General features: G+C 65.8%; 7 protein-coding genes. All 7 read right to left on the bottom strand.

What is annotated here, in order from left to right:
• Positions 1–26 precede the first annotated feature (26 nt).
• The 7 genes from ABN028_RS26400 to ABN028_RS26370 are packed head-to-tail and all read right to left on the bottom strand — an operon-like array spanning position 27 to position 19,522.
• A complete protein-coding gene (locus ABN028_RS26400) occupies positions 27–4,817 on the bottom strand; it encodes a glycoside hydrolase domain-containing protein (protein ID WP_349698481.1) in 4,791 nt (1,596 codons plus the stop codon).
• Positions 4,814–8,644, bottom strand: coding sequence for a glycoside hydrolase domain-containing protein (locus tag ABN028_RS26395; protein ID WP_349698480.1), 3,831 nt, complete (start codon positions 8,642–8,644; stop codon positions 4,814–4,816). The genes ABN028_RS26400 and ABN028_RS26395 overlap by 4 nt, the downstream gene beginning before the upstream one ends.
• Positions 8,645–8,654: 10 nt before the next feature.
• A complete protein-coding gene (locus ABN028_RS26390) occupies positions 8,655–12,437 on the bottom strand; it encodes a glycoside hydrolase domain-containing protein (protein WP_349698479.1) in 3,783 nt (1,260 codons plus the stop codon).
• A gap of 55 nt (positions 12,438–12,492) precedes the next feature.
• Positions 12,493–16,425, bottom strand: a complete 3,933-nt coding sequence (locus ABN028_RS26385; RefSeq protein ID WP_349698478.1) for a glycoside hydrolase domain-containing protein — start codon at positions 16,423–16,425, stop codon at positions 12,493–12,495.
• A gap of 21 nt (positions 16,426–16,446) precedes the next feature.
• Positions 16,447–17,256, bottom strand: coding sequence for a carbohydrate ABC transporter permease (locus ABN028_RS26380; protein ID WP_349330510.1), 810 nt, complete (start codon positions 17,254–17,256; stop codon positions 16,447–16,449).
• 11 nt (positions 17,257–17,267) lie between these two features.
• Positions 17,268–18,218, bottom strand: coding sequence for a carbohydrate ABC transporter permease (locus ABN028_RS26375; RefSeq protein ID WP_349698477.1), 951 nt, complete (start codon positions 18,216–18,218; stop codon positions 17,268–17,270).
• A gap of 5 nt (positions 18,219–18,223) precedes the next feature.
• Positions 18,224–19,522, bottom strand: coding sequence for an ABC transporter substrate-binding protein (locus tag ABN028_RS26370; RefSeq protein WP_349330508.1), 1,299 nt, complete (start codon positions 19,520–19,522; stop codon positions 18,224–18,226).
• Between the last annotated feature and the right edge of the window lie 153 nt (positions 19,523–19,675).

Here is a 19,675-nt window from a genome sequence, read left to right as displayed (position 1 = left end):
GCGCTTCCTCTCGACCTCCGTACCGGTCATGACGGAACCACCGGGTCAGTTCGCGCGGACTCCGGTCCCGATCCGATGATGTTCGTGGCAGCGACGCTGAACTCGTACGCCTGACCGGCCGTGAGTCCTGGCACCATCACGCTGGTGACGCCGCCCGCATCGACGGCAACGGGGTCCAGCGCGACGCCTTCCTGGTAAGGCGTGACGACGTAACCGGTCACCGGCGCCCCGCCATCGAATGCCGGCGGGCTCCACGTCACCACGGCCCCACCCTCCTCAGGAGCGGCCGCCACGTCGGTCGGCGCCCGTGGCGCGGACGGCACGGCGTGGACCTCGAACTCCGCGAGGCCCACGTTCGGTCCCGATCCGCCCTCGACCTGGAATCGCACCCAGGTGAAGGCCCTCTCCTCGAAGGTCACCGTCTTCGCAGCACCGCCGGAAGGTATCCCGTCGACTCCCACACTGCTGCCGTCACTGAAGCTCAACGTGCCGCCCGTCGCATCGTCGACTCCCGGCCGGTCGTACAGCATGATCTTGTCCGCCCGGACGGGCTCGTTCCACTCCAGGCGTACCCACGGGTTCTGCTCTCCCGCGGATGCCCACTCACCGGACGATGCGCCGAACCCGTCATGCACCTTCGCCGGACGATAGTCGTCGTTGAACTGCGACGAGGCGGTCGCGCTCACGCCCGGCCAGCGGGAGGCATTGGACCGGAACAGGCTCGGGTCGAGCGCGAGGGTCACCGTCGTGCTCGCACTGACCTTCCCGGCGTCGGCGGCGGTCGCCGTGACAAGCACCGGACCGTCGCGATGGTTGACCGTGAGCACGCCGTCGTCGTTGATCCTCGCCTTGTCCGTCGGCGCACCGTCAGGTTCGGTCACCGACCACGTAGCCTTCTTCAGCGTCGTGTCGGCCGGCGTGAACTCCGCGTCGAACCGCACGGAACCGTAGGGTTCCACGACTTCCGATGGCCCCACGATGGTGATATCGGTCGCCAGGATGGGCTCCCCGCGTTCCGGACCGGTCCCGATGAGATTCCGCGCGGCCACCGTGAAGTCGTACGCCTCGGCCCCGGACAGGTTCCCGACCACCGCCTCCGTGGTGTTCTCGTCGACCTCGACCGTCGTCTCGGCCGCGCCGTCGCGATAGGCCGTCACGACGTAACCGGTCAGCGGCGCACCCCCGTCGAACGCCGGCGGCTCCCAGGACACGAGAGCCTCGGTACCCTCCCGGACCACGGAGACGTCCGTCGGGGCATCCGGTGCGGATGGCACGGCGTAGACCTCGAACTCCGACAGGCCCGGGTTGAGCCCGGTGCCCCCCTCGACCTGGAACCGCACCCGGTCGAAGGTCTTCATCGGGAAGGTCAACGTCTTCGCCGAACCGTTGCGCGGAAGGTCGGTCACATCGACGGTGCTGCCGTCGCTGAAGCTCAGCGTGCCACCGTTCGAGTCATCATCGCCGGGCCGGTCGTACAACGCGATCCGGTCGGCTTTGATCGGCTTTTCGAAGTCCAGCTGGACCCACGGCGCCCGCTCGCCACGGGAGGCCCAGTCACCGCCGTCCTTCGACCCGATCACCCCGTCGTGCACCTTGGCGGCGCGGTAGCCGTCGCTGTACTCCGACGACGCCGTAGCTGTCACCCCCGGCCAGCGGGCGGCATTCCCCCGCAACAGCGCGACGTCGAGGTCGAGCGTCACGGTCTTGCTCGCGCGCACCGTGGGACCGCTGTCGGAGTTCGTCGCCGTCACCACCACGTCACCGTCGCGCCGGTTGACCTTCAAAACGCCGTCGTCGTCGATGACCGCCTTGTCGGTCGGCGAGCCGTCCGGCTCCGTCACCGACCAGAACGCCCGCTGCCAGGTGGTGTTCTCCGGCGCGAACTCCGCCTCGAACCGCACGGAACCATAGGGCTCCTCCACCCGGTCGGGACCGTTGATGGCGATGTCGGTCGCGTAGACCGGCTGCCCACCCTCCGATGCCGACTCCGAGGGTGGCAACTCGCCGACTCCCCAACTCCGGTTGGGCTTGTCGCCCATCCACAGCTCCAGCGTGCCACCATCGGACAGCTGGTCGTGCCGGAACCACGACCGGTCCAGGGCCTTGCCGTCGAGGTTCGCCCGCTGAATGTACATGTTCTGCACGGAGTTGTTGTGCGTCACGATCCGGAACTGCTTGCCCGGGTAGTAGTCCTGGTTCAACGTGATGGTGATCTCGTCGAATATCGGCGACGTGATGTCCCAGACGGGACGCTCGTGACCGCCGCCGGTGACCTCGAAGAGTCCCATGGCCATCAGGGCACTGGTCGCCCCCATCTGGCCTTGGTCCTCGTCGTGGTGGCCGTATCCGTCGGTGGTCGAGATCGAGCCGTACGTCTTCTCCTTGACCTGGCGTACCCAGTACTGCGTCAACCATGGCTTGCCGACGTAGTTGAACAGGTGCGCGACCTGCAGGCCGGGCTGGTTGCCGTAGCTCACATAGCCCTGACCGTAGACGCCGATGAAGTTCGAGTCTTTCGCACGTTCGAACGCGTAGTTGAGCCGGTCGGCGTACGCGGCCTCCCCGCCCATCAGGTTGGCCAGTCCCATGACGTCGTGGGAGGTGAACCACGTGGCCTGCCAGGAGTTGGCCTCGACGAAGTCGCTCGGGCTCAACGGGTCGAAGTCCTCCAGGAACGTCCCGTCCGCATGCCTCGGTCGGATGAACCCGGTCGCCGGGTCGTAGAGGTTCCGCCAGTTGCGGGATCGGTCGCGTAGGTATCTCGCGGTGTTGGTGTCATCCCAGACCTCGATCTCGTTGAGCCCGACATTGGCCCCGGCGCCTCCGGTCGCCTCGAACCTGACCCAGGAGACGTCCTTGCTGCCGATATTGACGACTCTGTTCGTGCCGTCGGCGGGGATACCACTGACGTTGACCGAGGAGCCGTCGCTGAAGGTCAGCCGGCCGGAGTTGACGTTGGACGTCGGGTCGGCCCGGTCGCTCAGCACGATCTTCCTGATCGTCTTCTGCTCGTCCCAGCTGAGCGTGATCCACGGCTTCTGCTCACCCGCGGAAGCCCACTCGACGTCCTCACCGGCAACGCCGCCGGACCGGACCGGCCGGCCGTCGACGGCACGCTCCGCCGCCCACTGCGAGCCGCTCGCCTGGGACGACGCCTCCACGCGGGCGATCTGCGAGACGTTCATGCCTTCCTTGTCCAGCTCCCTGGCGAGCTGGGCGAGCGTCCAGTCCTGGAAGGCGTACTCGAGGGTCTGGCCGGCGGCGCCGTTGAGCCCGCCACCCGGCCGGTAGGCCACGTAGCCGTTGTCGAGATAGCTGCGGATCCCGCCGGCTCCGGTCCACCCCTTGTACTCCAGGGCTCCCTTGTCGAACAGGCCACCCACCGAGTGCGCGTCCAGCATCGCGTCGTAGGCGAGATCGGGATCGAAGTCGCGGATTCCCTTGTTCCACGCGCCGGTGATGAACGAGGTGACCGGCGATCCGGTCATGATCAGCGAGTCGTTTCCGGCGATCGGTCCGCGCGGGAGCAGACCGCCGTCTTCGTACATCTGCAGCTGCGACTGGACGAAACTGCTGTAGATTTCCGGGTACGCGAGGCCGAGCACGGAGTTGACGTTCCACTGGGTGAGCCAGAGCGCGTCGTAGTTGTACATCGCGAATCTCGGCTTGCCCTGCCTGTCCAGCGGGATCTGCTTGACCTGGTTGTGGTTCCACGTGTCGTCCATGTACTTGCCGTCGACGTCGCTGACGACACTGCGCCCGCACAACACGTGGAAGAGGTCGGTGTAGAACTTCACCTGCTGCTGGTGGGTTCCACCGCGCACGTCGATGCGTCCGAGCATGTCGTTCCAGTGGCGTTGCGAAGCCTCCTTCACCTCGTCGAACGACCAACCAGGCAGCTCGGCGTCGAGGTTCTTCCGCGCACCCTGTGTACCGGTCAGCGACAGGCCGACCTTCGTCTGCACCACTTCGCCGGCGTCGAGGTGGTTGTAGCGGACGTAGACGCCCATGTTGTCGCCGTCGAGGCCGTCGATCGCCGCGCCGCCGCGCGCCAGGCTGCCGTCGGCCCAGCCGTGCAAGGAACTGAAGGGCTTGTCGAACCGCATCACGAAGAAGAGCCTCGTGTCGTGGTCGGCGTAGGCGCCGCCGCGCTGGTTGACGTATCCCTCGATCTCCGTGCCGCTGACCTTCGTCACCTTGGCGTCCTTCATCACCGCCTCGCCAAGGGTCCCGCCGAGGTTGAGGATGATCTCGCTCTGTCCGGCGCGGCCGTAGGTGTAGCGATGGAGCCCGACGCGGTCGGTGACGGTCAGCTCCGCGGTGATGTCATAGCGGTCGAGGTGGACCTTGTGGTAGCCGGGTTCGGCGACCTCGCTGTCGTCGTGCTCCACGTGCGACTGCCACCCGGTGTCGCCCTCGGTCTTGGGGACGCTCGCTCCGGAGGTCGGCATCACCTGGATGCCCGAGAACTGCCATTCGTGAATGTGGCTGAACCCTTTGACGTTGTTCTCGGTCGTCCGGTAGCCCGTGCCCCCGCTGGAATGCGTAGACGTGTCGGGGCGCAGTTTCACGAAGCCGAACGGGTTGCTCGCCGACTGGAAGAAGAAGTAACGCGCGATGTCGGCTTCGACCCATGGGTTCACCAGGCTCACGTAGTCGCGCCCAGCACCGGGCTCGGCGGCCCGCGCCACCGTCGCCGTGGACCCACCGGGAATCACTCCGCCGATCAGGGTGGCGCCGATCATGGCGATCAGGGCCGCGGTCGTGACAAACAGCCGCCGCATTGTTGGCGATGTGGACTTCACGATGCCAGTCATCGGGGTCGAACCTCCAAGCTCGGTTGGCTTTCCGGACCCGCACCAGCCATGTTCTTCGCCGTGACGGTGAAGGTGTACGGCTCACCAGCGGTCAGGTCGCTGACCACGACGGATCTGGCGTCGCCGGCCACCTCGATCGGGTCGAGCGCGGTGCCGTTGTGGTAGGGCGTGATGACGTACGCAGTGATTGGCGCGCCGCCGTCGAAGGCAGGTGGTCTCCACGACACGGTCGCCGATCCGTCGCCGGCCTCAGCCGTCACCTCTTGTGCTGCCTCAGGGGCGGATGGCACGGCGTAGACCTCGAACTCCAGCAGGCCGTTGTTCCAACCGGTGCCGCCCTCGATCTGGAACCGGACCCACGTGAAGGTCTTCAGGTCGAAGGTCACGGTCTTGGGATCGGTGTCGGTCGGGATGTCACTGACCGGAATCGAGCTACCGTCGGAGAAGGTGAGAACGCCGCCGTTGACATTGTCGCCGCCGACCCGGTCGCGGAGCACGATCTTGTCTGCCTGGATCGGCTTGCTCCACTCCAATTGCATCCACGGATCAAGCTCGGCCTTGGAGGCCCAGTCGCGAGTGCCGCCGTCGCAGCCGTCGAAGACGTTCTCGACGAGATAGGCGTCGCTGAACTCCGACGACGCTGTGGCGGTGACGTCCGGCCAGCAGGCGGCGTTGCCCCGCAGCAAGCTGGCATCCGGCGCGATGGTGACGGTCTTGGAGGAAGCGACGCCACCACTGTCGGCAGCCGTCGCGGTGACCAGGACCTCGCCGGCCCGGTGGTTGATCGTCAGTACGCCGTCCTGGTCGATCGTGGCCTTCTCCGTCGGCGAGCCATCGGGCTCGGTCACGGACCAGAAGACCTCCTTGAGTGTCGTGTCGTCAGGAACGACCTCAGCGTCGTAGTCGACCGAGCCGTACGGCTCGACCGCCCGATCCGGGCCGGTGATAGCGATGTCGGTCGCGAAGACCGGATCGTTGCCGGCGGACTCGGACTCCGAAGGGGGAAGCTCGTCGACACCCCAACGCTTGTTGGGCTCCGGACCGAGCCAGAGTTCGAGCGTGCCACCGTCGGCGAATTGGTCGTGGTGGAACCAGGCGTTGTCCCAGTCGCGACCATCGAGCTCGGCCTTTTGGATGTAGGTGTTCTGCGCCGAGTTGTTGTGGGTGACGATCCGGAACTGCTTGCCGGAGTAGTAGTTCTGGTTAAGTTCAATGGTGATCTCGTCGAAGATCGGCGAGGTGATGTCGTACACCGGTCGTTCGAGCCCGGCGCCGGTGACCTCGAAGAGCCCGATCGCCATCAGGGCGCTGAGCGACCCCATCTGCCCCTGGTCCTCGTCGTGGCCGCCGTAGCCCTTGGTGGTCGACGTGCCGCCGTAGGTCTTCTCCTTCACCTGCCGGACCCAGTACTGACTCAGCCACGGATAGCCCACGTAGTTGAACAGGTGCGCCATCTGCAGGCCCGGCTGGTTGCCATAGTTGACGAACGCGTTCTCGTCGCCGTTCTGGCCGATTCCGGTGAACTCCGCGGGTTCAGAACGGACGAAGGCGTAGTTGAGCTTGTCGGCGTACGCCGTCTCGCCGCCCATCAGGTTGGCCAGGCCCATCACGTCGTGCGAGGTGAACCAGGTCGCCTGCCACGAGCTGGCCTCGACGAAGTCGTTTGGCGACAGCGGGTCGAACGGTTCCATCCACTGGCCGTCGGAGCCCTTGGGCCGGATGAAGCGGGTCTCGTCGTCGTAGAGCTTGCGCCAGTTGCGTGAACGCTCCATGAGGAAGTCGTACGTGTCGGTGTCGTCCCAGACCTCGATCTCGTTGAGCCCGACGTTGTCGCCCTCACCGCCGGTGACGGTGAAGCGCACTGAATCAACTTTGCGTGGCGGGAACCTGACGGTCTTGCTGCTGCCATCGGCCGGGATGTCCTCGACCGCGATCGAGCTGCCGTCACTGAACGACAACCGACCGGCTTGTGCGTTGGACGACGGACTGAGCCGGTCATTGAGCACGATCCGATGGAGGGTCTGCGGCTCGTCCCAGCTCATCTCGATCCAGGGATTCGGCTCGGCGGCCGATGCCCACTCGACGTTCTCGTTCGGTCGGATGCTCGACCGTGGTGGGCGCCCGTCGACAGCCCGGGCGCCGGCGTGGCTTTGGTTGTCGAGCTGCGACGACACCGTGACGTCGGCGAACTGGGCCGCATTGATACCCCGCTTGTCGAGCTGCCGTGCCAGCTGAGCCAGGGTCCAGTCCTGGAAGGCGTACTCCATCGTCTCGCCAGCGCCACGCGACCGCCATTCGTTGTGCAGGTCGTACGGCACGTAACCCTTGTCGAGGTAGGCGCGACCACCGCCATAGTTCTCGCCCCACGTCGCGTACTCGTACGGCGCCTTGTCGAACAACCCGCCGAGGGAGTGCGCGTCGAGCATCGCGTCGTAGGCGAGATCGACGTCGAAGTCGCGGATTCCCTTGTTGTAGGCGCCCGCGATGAACGACGTCGCAGGCGAGCTGGTCATCACGAACGAGTAGTTGCCGGCGACCGGCCCGCGGGGCAGGAGACCGCCATCGCGATACATCTGCAACTGTGATTTGACGAAACTGCTGTAGATCTCCGGATACGCCAGCCCGAGCAGGGTGTTGAGGTTCCACTGGGTCAGCCACAGCGCGTCGTAGTTGTACATCGCGAACGTCGGTTTGCCATTTCGGTCGAGCGGAATCTGGCCGATCTGCTCGCGGCCCCAGGTGTCGTCGAGGTATCGGCCGTCGACATCGCTCACGACGCTGCGGCCGCAGAGTGCGTGAAAGAGGTCGGTGTAGAACTTCACCTGCTGCTCGTGAGTGCCGCCCTGGACGTCGATCCGGCCGAGCAGGTCGCTCCACCGCTGCTGAGAGGCAGCCTTGACGGCATCGAAGTCCCAGCCGGGCAGCTCAGCCGCGAGATTGCGCCTGGCGCCGTCCACACTGGTGAACGACAGTCCGACCTTCATCGCAAGCCGCTCGCCAGCATCGACCTGGTTGTAACGGAGATAGACGCCGGCATTGTCTCCCTCGACCTGCTGGACCGCCGCTCCGCCGTCGACCAGCTCGCCGCCCGCCCAGCCGTGCATCGAGTCGAACGGCCGGTCCAAGTGGATCGTGAAGTAGAGCTCGGTGCGCTTGCCGTCGCTCTGGCCGTAGTAGTGGCCGTCGGCCAGCATGCCGGCCTGCACGACGTAGCCCTCGATCACCCGGTCGCTCACCCGCGTGATGTGAGCGTCCTTCATGGCCGCCTCGCCCAGCACGCCTCCGAGGTTGACGATGATCTCGCTGGGCCCGGACCGGTCGTAGGTGTAGCGGTGGAGTCCTACCCGGTCGGTGACGGTGAGCTCGGCATCGATGGCGTACCGGTCCAAATGCAGCTTGTGATAACCCGGCTCGACGATCTCGCTGTCGTCGTGCTCGACGTGCGACTGCCAGCCCGTGTCACCTCGCAGCTTTGGCACATCGGTGCCGGTCGTGGGCATCACCTGGACACCGGAGATCTGCCAGTCGTGAAGATGGCTGAAACCCTTCACGTTCGACTCACTCTTGCGATAACCCGTGCCCCAGACTGAGTTCGTGCTGGTGTCGGGACGCAGCTTGACCATGCCGAACGGATTGCTGGCCGACTGGAAGAAGAAGTACCTCCCGACGTCGGCCTCGATCCAGGGGTCGACGAGTGCGACGTAGTCGCGGTTCGTCGGAGGTGCCGCCGCCTGACTGGAGTGGCTGGCGCCTGCGACCAGCAGAGCGGCGACCAGACCGACGCACACGGGCAGGCCGAGGAAGCGCCGGAGAACGCGATAGGGCATGGCAGGCTCCTCAGTGTGGGGTGACCACGTTGCTTGGCGGGGATTCCGGCCCTGGTCCGGTCATGTTCTTTGCCGTGACGGTGAAGGTGTACGGCTGGCCGGCGGTCAGGTCGGGCACGACGAGTGACGTGACGTCCTCGTCGACGTTGATCGGATCGAGTGCCGTGCCGTCGCGGTACGGCGTGACGACGTAACCCGTGAGTGGCACGCCTCCGGTGAACTCCGGCGCTGTCCAGGACACCGCCACGGAGCCGTCCTCCGCCCTCGCCGTCACATCGCGCGGCACGCCGGGCGCTCGGGGAACGCCGTAGACCTCGAACTCGAGGAGGCCGACGTTGGGTCCAATGCCGCCCTCGACCTGGAAGCGCACCCACGCGAAGGTCTTGGGATCGAAGGTGACGGTCTTCGGATCGGTCGGCGGGATGCCGGTGACCTTGATCGAGCTGCCGTCGCTGAAGGTCAGCGTGCCGCTGTTGGCGTCATCGCGGCTGGTGCGGTCGTAAAGCACGATGCGATCGGCCTGGATCGGATCGGCCCAATCCAGCTGCACCCACGGATTCTGCTCACCGGCGGAGGCCCAGTCCCCCGTGCCGTCGCCGAAGCCGTCGTGCACGCGCACTACACCGAAAGCGTTGCTGAACTCCGACGACGCCGTCGCCGTGGCGTCTGGCCAGCGGGCGGCGTTGCTCCGGAGCAGGGTTGGATCGAGCTGGATGTCGACGGTGGCTGTCGCCCGCGCACCGCCGCTGTCGCCGGCCACGGCGGTGACGAGGACCTCGCCGTCGCGGTGGTTGACGGTGAGCACACCATCGTTGGTGATCGTGGCCTTCTTGGTTGGCGAGCCGTCGAGCTCGGTGACAGACCAGTACGCCTTCTTCAAGCTGGTGTCGTGGGGAACGAACTCGGCGCCCAGCCGGATCGAGCCGTACGGCTCCCGCACCTGGTTCGGTCCGCTGATGGTGATGTCGGTGGCGAGGACGGGCGTGTTGCCCGCGGATTCAGACTCTGACGGCGGGAGCTTCTCCGCACCCCATTGCTTGTTGGGCTCAGCACCGAGCCATAGTTCGAGGGTGCCGCCGTCGGCGAGTTGGTCGTGGTGGAACCAGGCGTTGTCCCAGTCACGGCCGTCGAGTTCGGCTCGCTGGATGTAGGCGTTCTGTGTCGAATTGTTCTGTGTGATGATGCGAAACTGCTTGCCTGAGTAGTAGTCCTGGTTCAGCTTGATGGTGATCTCGTCGAAGATCGGCGAGGTGATGTCGTACACCGGTCGTTCGAGCCCGCCGCCGGTCACCTCGAAAAGGCCCATCGCCATGAGCGCGCTGATCCCACCCATCTGACCCTGGTCCTCGTCATGGCGTCCGTAGCCGTCGGTCGTCGAGATCGAGCCGAAGGTCTTCTCCTTGACCTGACGGACCCGGTGCTGGGTCAACCAGGGGTAGCCGACGTAGTTGAACAGGTGCGCCACCTGGACGCCCGGCTGGTTGCCGTAGCTGACATATCCCTTGCCGTAGCTACCGATGAAGTTGTCAGGCTCGGCGCTGACGAAGGCGTAGTTGAGCCGGTCCTTGTACGCCGCCTCGCCTCCCATGAGGTTGGCGAGCCCCATCACGTCGTGGGAGGTGAACCAGGTCGACTGCCACGAGTTGGCCTCCACGAAGTCCTTCGGGGAGAGCGGGTCGAACGGTTCGAGCCAGGTGCCGTCGGCATTGCGTGGGCGGATGAAGCCCGTCTCCCGGTCGAACAGGTTGCGCCAGTTGCCGGACCGCTTCATCAGGTAGTCCGCGACATCGCGGTCGTCCCAGACCTCGACATCGTTGAGGCCGACGTTGGGCCCGGTGCCTCCGGTGACGTCGAATCTCACCCAGGTCACGGTCTTGGGTGCGAACCGCACGACCTTGGCCGTGCCGTTCACAGGAATGCCGCTCACATCGATGGTGGTGCCGTCGCTGAAGGTGAGGCGGCCGGAGTTCGCGTTGTCGACAAGGTTGGTGCGATCACGCACGACTACCTTGCGGATCTGCTGCGGCTCGTCCCACGTCAAGGTGATCCACGGATTTTGCTCGCCGGCCGACGCCCATTCGGTGGACGTAGGCGCCCGTTCGGGACGGCCGTCGATCGCCCGCGCGGCCGCATGGCCGGCATCGAACTGCGACGAGACGGCTACGTCGGCGAACTGGGCGATGTTGATCCCCCTCTTGTCGAGTCGCCGGGCCAGGTGGGCCAGTGCCCAGTCCTGATGGGCGTACTCCAGCGTCTGCCCGGCGCCCTGCCCGGTCGTGCCGGTCGGCACGTATCCGAGGTCGAGGTAGTCTCGGCCGCCGCCGGTCCCCCAGTTGGCGTAGTCGAACCACGCCTTGTCGAACAGGCCGCCGATCGAATGCGCGTCCAGCATGGCGTCATGGGCCAGGTCGATGTCGAAGTCGCGGATGCCCTTGTTGTAGGCACCGATGATGAACGACGTGATCGGCGAACCGGTCATCACCATCGAGTAGTTGCCGACGATCGGGCCTCGGGGCAGGATGCCGCCGTTGCGATACATCTGCAGGGCCGACCGGATGAACTCGCTCGAGATCTCTGGGTACGCGAGGCCGAAGACCGTGTTGATGTTCCACTGCGTCAACCAGAGTGCGTCATGGGTGTAGACCGCGAACTCCGGCTTGCCATGGTCGTCCAGTGGCACCTGCCTGACGCGACCTTGGTTCCAGGTGTCGTCGATGTAGGTCCCGTCGACGTCTGAAACCTTGCCCCGGCCGCAGAGAATGTGGAACAGGTCGGTGTAGAACTTCACCCGTTGCTGATGCGTGCCACCCTGGACGTCGATCCGGCCGAGCATGTCGTTCCACCGCTGCCGTGAGGCGGCCCTCACCGCGTTGAAATCCCATCCCGGCAGCTCCGCTTCGAGGTTGCTGCGCGCCCCCTCCAGCCCGGTCAGAGAGAGACCGACCTTCATCTGGACCTGGTCGCCGGCATCGATGTCGTGGTAGCGGACGTACACACCCATGTCGTCACCGACAACCTCATCGACCCCGGCACCGCCATCGACCAGGCTGCCGTCGGCCCAACCGTGGAACGAGTCGAACGGCCGGTCGAAGCGGATGGTGAAGTACAGCTTCGTGTCGTGGAAGGCGGCATAGCCGGCGCCGTACTGGACCACGTAGCCTTCGAGCTCCCGATCGCCCACCTTGGTGACATGGGAGTTCTTCATGGTCGCCTCGCCCAGGACGCCGCCCAGGTTGACGATGATCTCGCTCGGCCCGGACCGGTCGTAAGTGTAGCGGTGAAGCCCCACCCGATCCGTCGCCGTCAGCTCGGCTGTAATGCCGTACCGATCCAGGTGGAGCCGGTGATAGCCGGGTTCGGCGACCTCGCTGTCATCGTGCTCGACATACGACTGCCAGCCGGTGTCGCCTTCGAGCTTCGGCGCCGGATCGCCCGAAGTCGGCATCACCTGGATGCCGGAGAACTTCCAATCGTGCACATGGCTGAATCCCTTGACGAAGTGCTCGTTGCGCCGGTAGCCGGTGTCGAAGGGGCTGTGGGTGCTGGTGTCAGGTCGCAGCTTGACGAGGCTGAACGGGTTGCTGGCCGACTGAAAGAAATAGAACCGCGCGATGTCGGCCTCGACCCAAGGATTGACCAGACTCACGTAATCCGGCTCGGCCGGTGCCGCCTCAGCTGCTGCCTCGGCCGCCGGCACGGGACTGGCGGGTAAGCCAGCCCCGGCCAGCAGCGCTGCAACGAGGCCGGCGACGACCGGCACGGCGAGCAGGCAACGGATGCCTCGTCGGGACATGTGGGTCGCTCCTCGGGTCAGCCAGGCATGACCGCGTCGCCGGCCGTGGTACCTGTCATGACGGTCCCCGGATTCCGAAGGCGTCGTACACCATCCACGAGCCGCCCGTGCTGGTGATCGTGACGGTGTTCTCGCCTGCCGCAAGCTGGCTCGCGGGAAGCCTGACGTCGAGCACCGTGGGCCGGATGCTGCTGCCGCTGGTGGATCCGCCGTCGCCCCAGTGGTAGCCCTCACCGCCACCCCGAGGCAGCCCGAACGTCGTGGACGCTCCACCGTTGAGAGACAGCTGCAGGGTGGGAGGCCCGGCGTTGTGGGTGTCGATCAGCCAAAGGGTGAACGCCAGATCTCGGTCAGGCACGGCATCGAGGTCGAACCGCACCGTGAAGGTGTGCGACCTGGTGCCCGCCCATCCGTCGTTTGGACCCGGGTGGATGTAGCTCCAGTCAGTGGCCGGATCGTCGACGCCTACGGTGAAGTCGACGTCGTCGGGGAACGTCGACGGGTAGGCCCCGAATCGGTTCGGGGACAACGCGAACTCGGCTGTGCTCAGGTCGATGGCGCCGACCAGTGCCACCTTCGGGCTCACGTTCGCCTCGATCTCGCGGCTGGAGCTGCCCCAGTCGCCGCTGCTGTTGAGCGTGAGCGACGCCGTTCCTGACGCGTCGGCCGGCGGAGTGACCCTGAATGTCGTCGTGGTCGTCGCGCCCGCCGGCACGTCCACCGACCGGCTCGCGAGCTCGACCGTCCAGCCGTCCGGGGCCTGGACGCTGACCTCGGCGGCGTGGGCCTTGTCCGCGTCGTTGTTGGCCAGTCGCACCTGGAAGTCCGCAGGTGTTCCCTGCAGCAGACTCAGCCGTCCGGGTGCTGTGGTCGCCGACACCGCCGGCGCTACTCGTACGTACGCGATCGCCTCGGGTAGTCGGGTGCCGTTCGCGGTTTGCGCGGTGAACACGACGCGGTGGACACCCTCCGGCGTACCGTCGGGCACCCGGACTGTCACGTCTTGGGACGCCGAGCCGTTCGGCGCCACCTCGACGCTGCCGCTGCCAGGGCTGAACTGCAGCCCGCTCGTCGCCGTGGCCTGCCAGCCGACCGTCACCGGCTGGTCGGTGAGGTTCTGGGCACCAAGACTCACCGTGGTGCTACCGCCTGGATCGACTCGCGTGTTGTCGGGTGTGACGTACGGGACGGCCGGCGCCCGCGTGGACTCCGACGGTGGCAGTTGGTCGACGCCCCATTGCGTGTTGGGCTCAGGGCCCAACCAGAGCTCGAGGGTGCCGCCATCGACCAGTTGGTCGTGGTGGAACCAGGCGTTGTTCAGTGTGCGCCCGTCCAGCGTGGCGCGCTGGATGTAGGTGTTCTCCGCGGAGTTGTCGTGGGTGACGATGCGGAACTGCTTGCCAGAGTAGTAGTCCTGGTTCAGCTCGATGATGATCTCGTCGAAGATCGGCGACGTGATGTCCCAGACAGGGCGCTCCAGACCACCGCCGGTAACCTCGAAGAGTCCCATCGCCATGAGGGCGCTGATCGCGCCCATCTGGCCCTGGTCCTCGTCGTGGTGGCCGTAGCCGTCGGTGGTCGAGATCGAGCCGAAGGTCTTCTCCTTGACCTGGCGTACCCAGTACTGCGTCAACCACGGCTTGCCGACATAGTTGAACAGGTGCGCAACCTCCAGGCCCGGCTGGTTGCCGTAGCTGACATAGCCGTGGCCGTACTCGCCGATGAAGTTCGCGTCCACCGACTGCTCGAAGGCGTGGTTGAGCTTGTCGGCGTACGCGTCGGTGCCGCCGAGCACGTTGGCCAGCCCCATCACGTCGTGCACGGTGAACCACGTCGCCTGCCAGGAGTTGGCCTCGACGAAGTCGTTCGGCGCGAGGGGGTCGAACGGGTCACGCCAGCTGCCGTCGGCGTTGCGTGGGCGGATGAATCCGGTCTCCCGGTCGAACAGGTTGCGCCAGTTGCGCGAACGCTCGAGCAGGTAGCTGTCGGTGTCGGTGTCGTCCCACACCTCGATCTCGTTGAGGCCGACGTCCTGGCCCGAGCCGCCAGTCGCCTGGAACTTCACCCAGTCGACCCGACGCCACGGGAATGCCACGACCTTCTCAGCACCGGTTGTCGGAATGTTGTCGACGGTGATCCGACTGCCATCGCTGAACGTCAGAACGCCAGAGTTGACATTGGACGTGGAATCGACCCGGTCGCTCAGCACGACCTTGTGGATCCGTCGAGGCCGATCCCAGGACAGCTTGATCCAGGGGTTCTGCTCGCCAGACGACATCCATTCGTGCGGCGCCGGTGCTCTCAGCGGCCGCCCGTCGACAGCGCGCTCGCCGGACGAGCCCGTGTCGTTCAGCTGCGACGTCACCGAGACGTCGGCGAACTGTGAGGCGTTGAGACCGGCCTTGCCGAGCTGACGTGCCAGCTGGGCGAGCGCCCAGTCCTGGTTGGCGTACTCCAGCGTCTGGCCGGCGCCTTGAGCGGTGAGGTTGTTCGGGACGTAGCCGAGGTCGAGGTACTCGTGGTTGCCTCCCGTACCCCATCCGGCATAGTCGAACCACGCCTTGTCATAAAGGCCGCCCAGAGACTGGGCGTCGAGCATGGCGTCGTAGGCGAGATTGACGTCGAAGTCGCGGATGCCCTTGTTGTAGGCGCCAGTGATGAACGACGTGACGGGCGAACCGGTCATCACCATGGAGTAGTTGCCGGCGACCGGCCCACGCGGCAGGAGTCCACCGTCTTTGTACATCTGCAGCTGTGACTGCACGAAGCTCGAGTAGATCTCGGGATACGCCAAACCCAGAACGGAGTTGACGTTCCACTGGGTCAGCCACAGCGCGTCGTAGTTGTACATCGCGAACGTCGGCTTGCCGTCCTTTCCCAGCGGGATCTGCTTGACCTTGTTGTGGTTCCAGGTGTCGTCGATGTATTTCCCATCGACATCGCTGACCAAGCTCCGCCCGCAGAGCACATGGAACAGGTCGGTGTAGAACTTCACCTGCTGCTGGTGCGTCCCGCCGCGGACGTCGATCCGGCCGAGCATGTCGTTCCACCGCTGCTGCGACGCAGCCTTCACCGCGTCGAAGTCCCACCCAGGCAGCTCCGTCTCGAGGTTCTTGCGTGCACCGTCCAGGCTCGTGAGGGAGAGCCCGACCTTCATCTGCACCTGGTCGCCGGTGTCGACGTTGTCGTAGCGGACGTACGCGCCGCTGTTGTCGCCGGCTACCTTGCCGACCGCGGCCCCGCCGTCCACAAGCTCACCGTCGGCCCAGCCGTGCAGCGAGTCGAAGGGCCGGTCGAAGCGGATGTTGAAGAACAGCTTCGTCTCGTGCATGCCGCCGTAGCCCTCGCCGTGCTGGACGACGAAGCCCTCGAGCTCGCGATCGTTGACCCTGGTGACGTGGGCGTTCTCCATCTCGGCCTCGCCGAGCTTGCCGCCGAGGTTGACGATGATCTCGCTGGGCCCGGACCGGTCGTAGGTGTAGCGGTGGAGTCCTACCCGGTCGGTGACGGTGAGCTCGGCGTCGATGGCGTACCGGTCCAGATGCAGTTTGTGGTAGCCAGGCTGGGCGATCTCGCTGTCGTCGTGCTCGACGTGCGACTGCCAACCGGACGAGCCCTCCAGCTTCGACACGCTGTCACCCGAGGTCGGCATCACCTGGATGCCGGACAGCCGCCACTCGTGCAGATGGCTGAAACCTTGGACCATGTCTTCGTTCTTGCGGTAACCGGTGCCCCACGACGCGTGGGTGCTCGTGTCAGGACGCAGCTTGACGAAGCCGAACGGGTTGCTGGCCGACTGGAAGAAGAAGAACCGGCCGATGTCAGCCTCCACCCACGGGTTGACCAGGCTCACGTAGTCGCGACTGGTCTGGACGGCCGCGACGGCCGGACTGGACGTAGCCATCTGGCCGGCGCCGGCGAGCAGTCCGGCTACCAACCCGGCTGCTGTCAGCCCGGCCGCCATGCGCCGGAACGTCGAAGAGATCATGACCACACTCCAATTCCGCGGTCAGCCAACTGGTTTGAGACTGGAGACGAAGAATCGTTGGAACGCCAGGAAGAGCACGACCGTCGGCAGCGAGACGGCGAGCGCCGCGGCCAACACGATCGGCGGTCCGAGGCTGGAGTAGCCGCCGTTGAGCTCCGCGAGCGCGGCCATCACCGGGCGGATGTTGGGGCTTGTCGACAGGGTGATTCCGAACAGCAGGTCGTTCCACACCCACGTGAACTGGAAGATGAACGCGGCGAGCAACGACGACCGCGCGATCGGGAGATGGATCTGCAGGAACAGCCGGACCCATCCGGCGCCGTCGAGTTGGGCGGCCTCACTGATCTCGACCGCCACCGTCGTCAGGTAGTTGCGTACCACGAAGAACGCGAAGGGCACACACAGCGCCGCGTAGATGGCGATCATGCCGATCTGGGTGTCGTAGACCTTCACCCCGACGTACGCCTTGAACAGTGGAGCGAGAAAGATCTGCAGCGGCAGAAGCGTGCCGGCGTAGATGATCCAGAACCACAGGCCACGCCGGCGGGTCGGCATGACGATGACCGCGAACGACGCCATCGCAGCGGTGAGCACGGCGGCCCCCGCGGACAACGATGCGTATAGAAGGCTGTTGGCGATACCGAGCCCGAGGTCGGCGGCTGTCCACGCGCGGGCAAGGTTGTCGAAGAACCCGAACGCCTGCGGAAACCAGACCGGACTCCCGGCGTAGCGATCAGCGGGCACGAACGCGTTGACCACGAGGAGGTAGGTCGGAACGAGCCAGATCGCCGCGAGGACGACCAGCACAGCATGGCGGATGAACCTTGTCATGAAGCGCCTCCTCATCCGGCCCGGGGCATCTGCCGGCGCAGGTAGATCCACGAGACCGTGACCACGATGCCGGCGAGGACGACCGCCACCGCGGCGCCGAATCCGTAGTCGCTCACGACGAACGTCTGGCGGTACATCGTGACGGCGAGCGTCTCCGACACCCGGCCGGGACCGCCGCCGGTGAGCAGCCAGATCAGGTCGAAGACCCGCAGGCTGTTGGCGATGGAGATACCGACGACGACCACGGTCACGGCCCGCAGCTGCGGGAAGACGATGCTCCGGAAGAGCCGGAACCCACTCGCACCGTCCAGCGTGCCGGCCTCCACAGTCTCCGGCGGCACGGTCTGGAGGCCCACCACGAAGAGGATGACCGCGACACCAACGGCCTGCCAGGTGTTGGCGAGGATCATCATGAGCGTGTTCGTCGGCCACTCGAGCAGCCACGGTGTCTGGAGCGAGTCGAGCTGGACGAGTCCCAGCGCCTGGTTGAGCGCACCGTCGGTCCGCAGGACAAAGCCCCAGATCACCGCGGTCGCCGTGCCGGAGATGGCGTACGGAAGGACGAAGGCGTACCGCAGCCACGCCGCCCAGCCGGTCGTGTTCGTCAGGACCGCGATGAGCAGTCCCAACGCCACCGGCAGCAGCAGGGTCCCGACCGTCCACAGCACGGTGTTGAGCACCGAGGCGAGAAACGCCGGGTCCCGCAGCAGAGCGGCGTAGTTGCCTGGACCGATGAAGGTCGCCGGTCCGAGGCCGTCATAGCGGGTGAGGCTCTGATAGACGGTGATCGCGAACGGCACCAGCAGGAGCACGCAGACCAGGGCGACCGCAGGCGAGAGGAAGAAGGCTCCGCTTGCCTGCGTTGCCCAGTGCCGGTGCGGTTTCCGCGGACGCCGCGGGAGGTTGTCGTTCGCCCGCACCCGTGGTGTCGTCTGCGTCTCCCGCAGGGCTGTTGTGGGCATGGGATCTACTCCCGGCCCTTCCACTTCGCCCACTCGGTGTCGGCGCGGTCCTGCATCTTCTGCAGGGTGCCGTCGATGTTCGCGGGCGTCGGATCGACCATGAAGGCCGCGAGATCCTGCACGTTGCCTTCGATGAGAGCCGGCGGGCTCGCCTCCCAGTAGCGTTCGAGCTCGGTCGGCTTCGCCTCTCCCACCTGCTCGGTGACCGAGGTCAGCAACGGGTTCTCGATACCGACCGAGGGGTTCGCGGAGATGTCGTTGATCTTCTCCACCCAGGCCTTCTGCACTTCTGGGTTGAGCCACTCACCTAACGCCTTCTTGGCGGCGTCCTTGTTCGGTGCGTTCTTCGGGACCGCGAAGATGCCACTCTCGACGATGACGGACGGCTTCGTTCCCTCCTTGACCATCGGCAGGATGAAGGCGCCGTAGTCGTCTTCGGTCAGTCCGTTCTCCACGAAGATCGCGTTGCGCCAGGTGCCCATCGGCACCATGGCGACCTTGCCCTCCGCGAAGAGCGCGGGTTCGTTGTCCCAGGCGGTGTCAGGTGCGGTGAAGTAGCCACGGGCGTAGAGATCGGCCCAGACCTCCATTGCCTCGCGGGCGGTGGGATCGGTATAGCTCGCCTCGCCGTTCATCAGGCGTACGTAGAAGTCCGGGTCGAGCTTGCTCAGGATCTCGCCGAACCAGATGAACGACGTCCAGCCCGCCTCCTGCGTCGCGAACAGCGGAGTGATGCCGGCCTTCTTGATCTTCTCGGCATTGCCGAGGAACTCCTCCCAGGTCCCTGGCACCGACAGGCCCAGGTCCGCGTAGACCTGCTTGTTGTAGTAGATGACCCAGTAGGACTTGTACATCGGCATGGCGTAGACCTTGCCGTCGTAGGAGAAGCTGGCCTCGGTCTCAGGGTTGACCCAGCCCTTCTCGACGGCGGCGTCCCATTCGGCACTGAGGTCCTCGATGCCTCCGGTCTGGGCGAGGTCCTGCAGGCGGTAGCCGCTCCACCACTTGATCAGGTCGGTCGTGCTACTGGTCTGCAGCGACGAACGGATGACCTGCTGGTAGTTCTCCGTGCTCGGGACGTTGCGCGGCCTGATCCCGGAACCGGTGATCTCGGCGAGCTTCGCGCCTGCTGCTTCGTACGCCGGTACGAAGTCGGCGCGGTCGCCGTTGAGGGTCAGCGTCGCACCCGAGCCAGCGCCGGCGCCTGAACCGTCGTCCCCGCGAGTTTCCGTGCCCTGGGCACATGCGCCTAGCAGCACGGCACCAGCCGCGACCAACGCGGCCAAGAACCTTCGATGCTTCATGAGTTGCCTCTCCATCGCCGGTGAAGGGTTCGAGAGTGGAGCGGTGCGGGGGCTGGGGTCGACCGCAACGGGCGCCGGCCTCGAAGGTGAGGTATCGATAACATGTCTGTGTGGTCGATGACCGTACAAGACAGCCACCGCCTCACGGCACGT

It is taken from the genome of Actinopolymorpha sp. B17G11 (assembly GCF_040196095.1).
GTDB lineage: Bacteria > Actinomycetota > Actinomycetes > Propionibacteriales > Actinopolymorphaceae > Thermasporomyces.
This window is presented reverse-complemented; position numbering and strand designations above follow the sequence as displayed.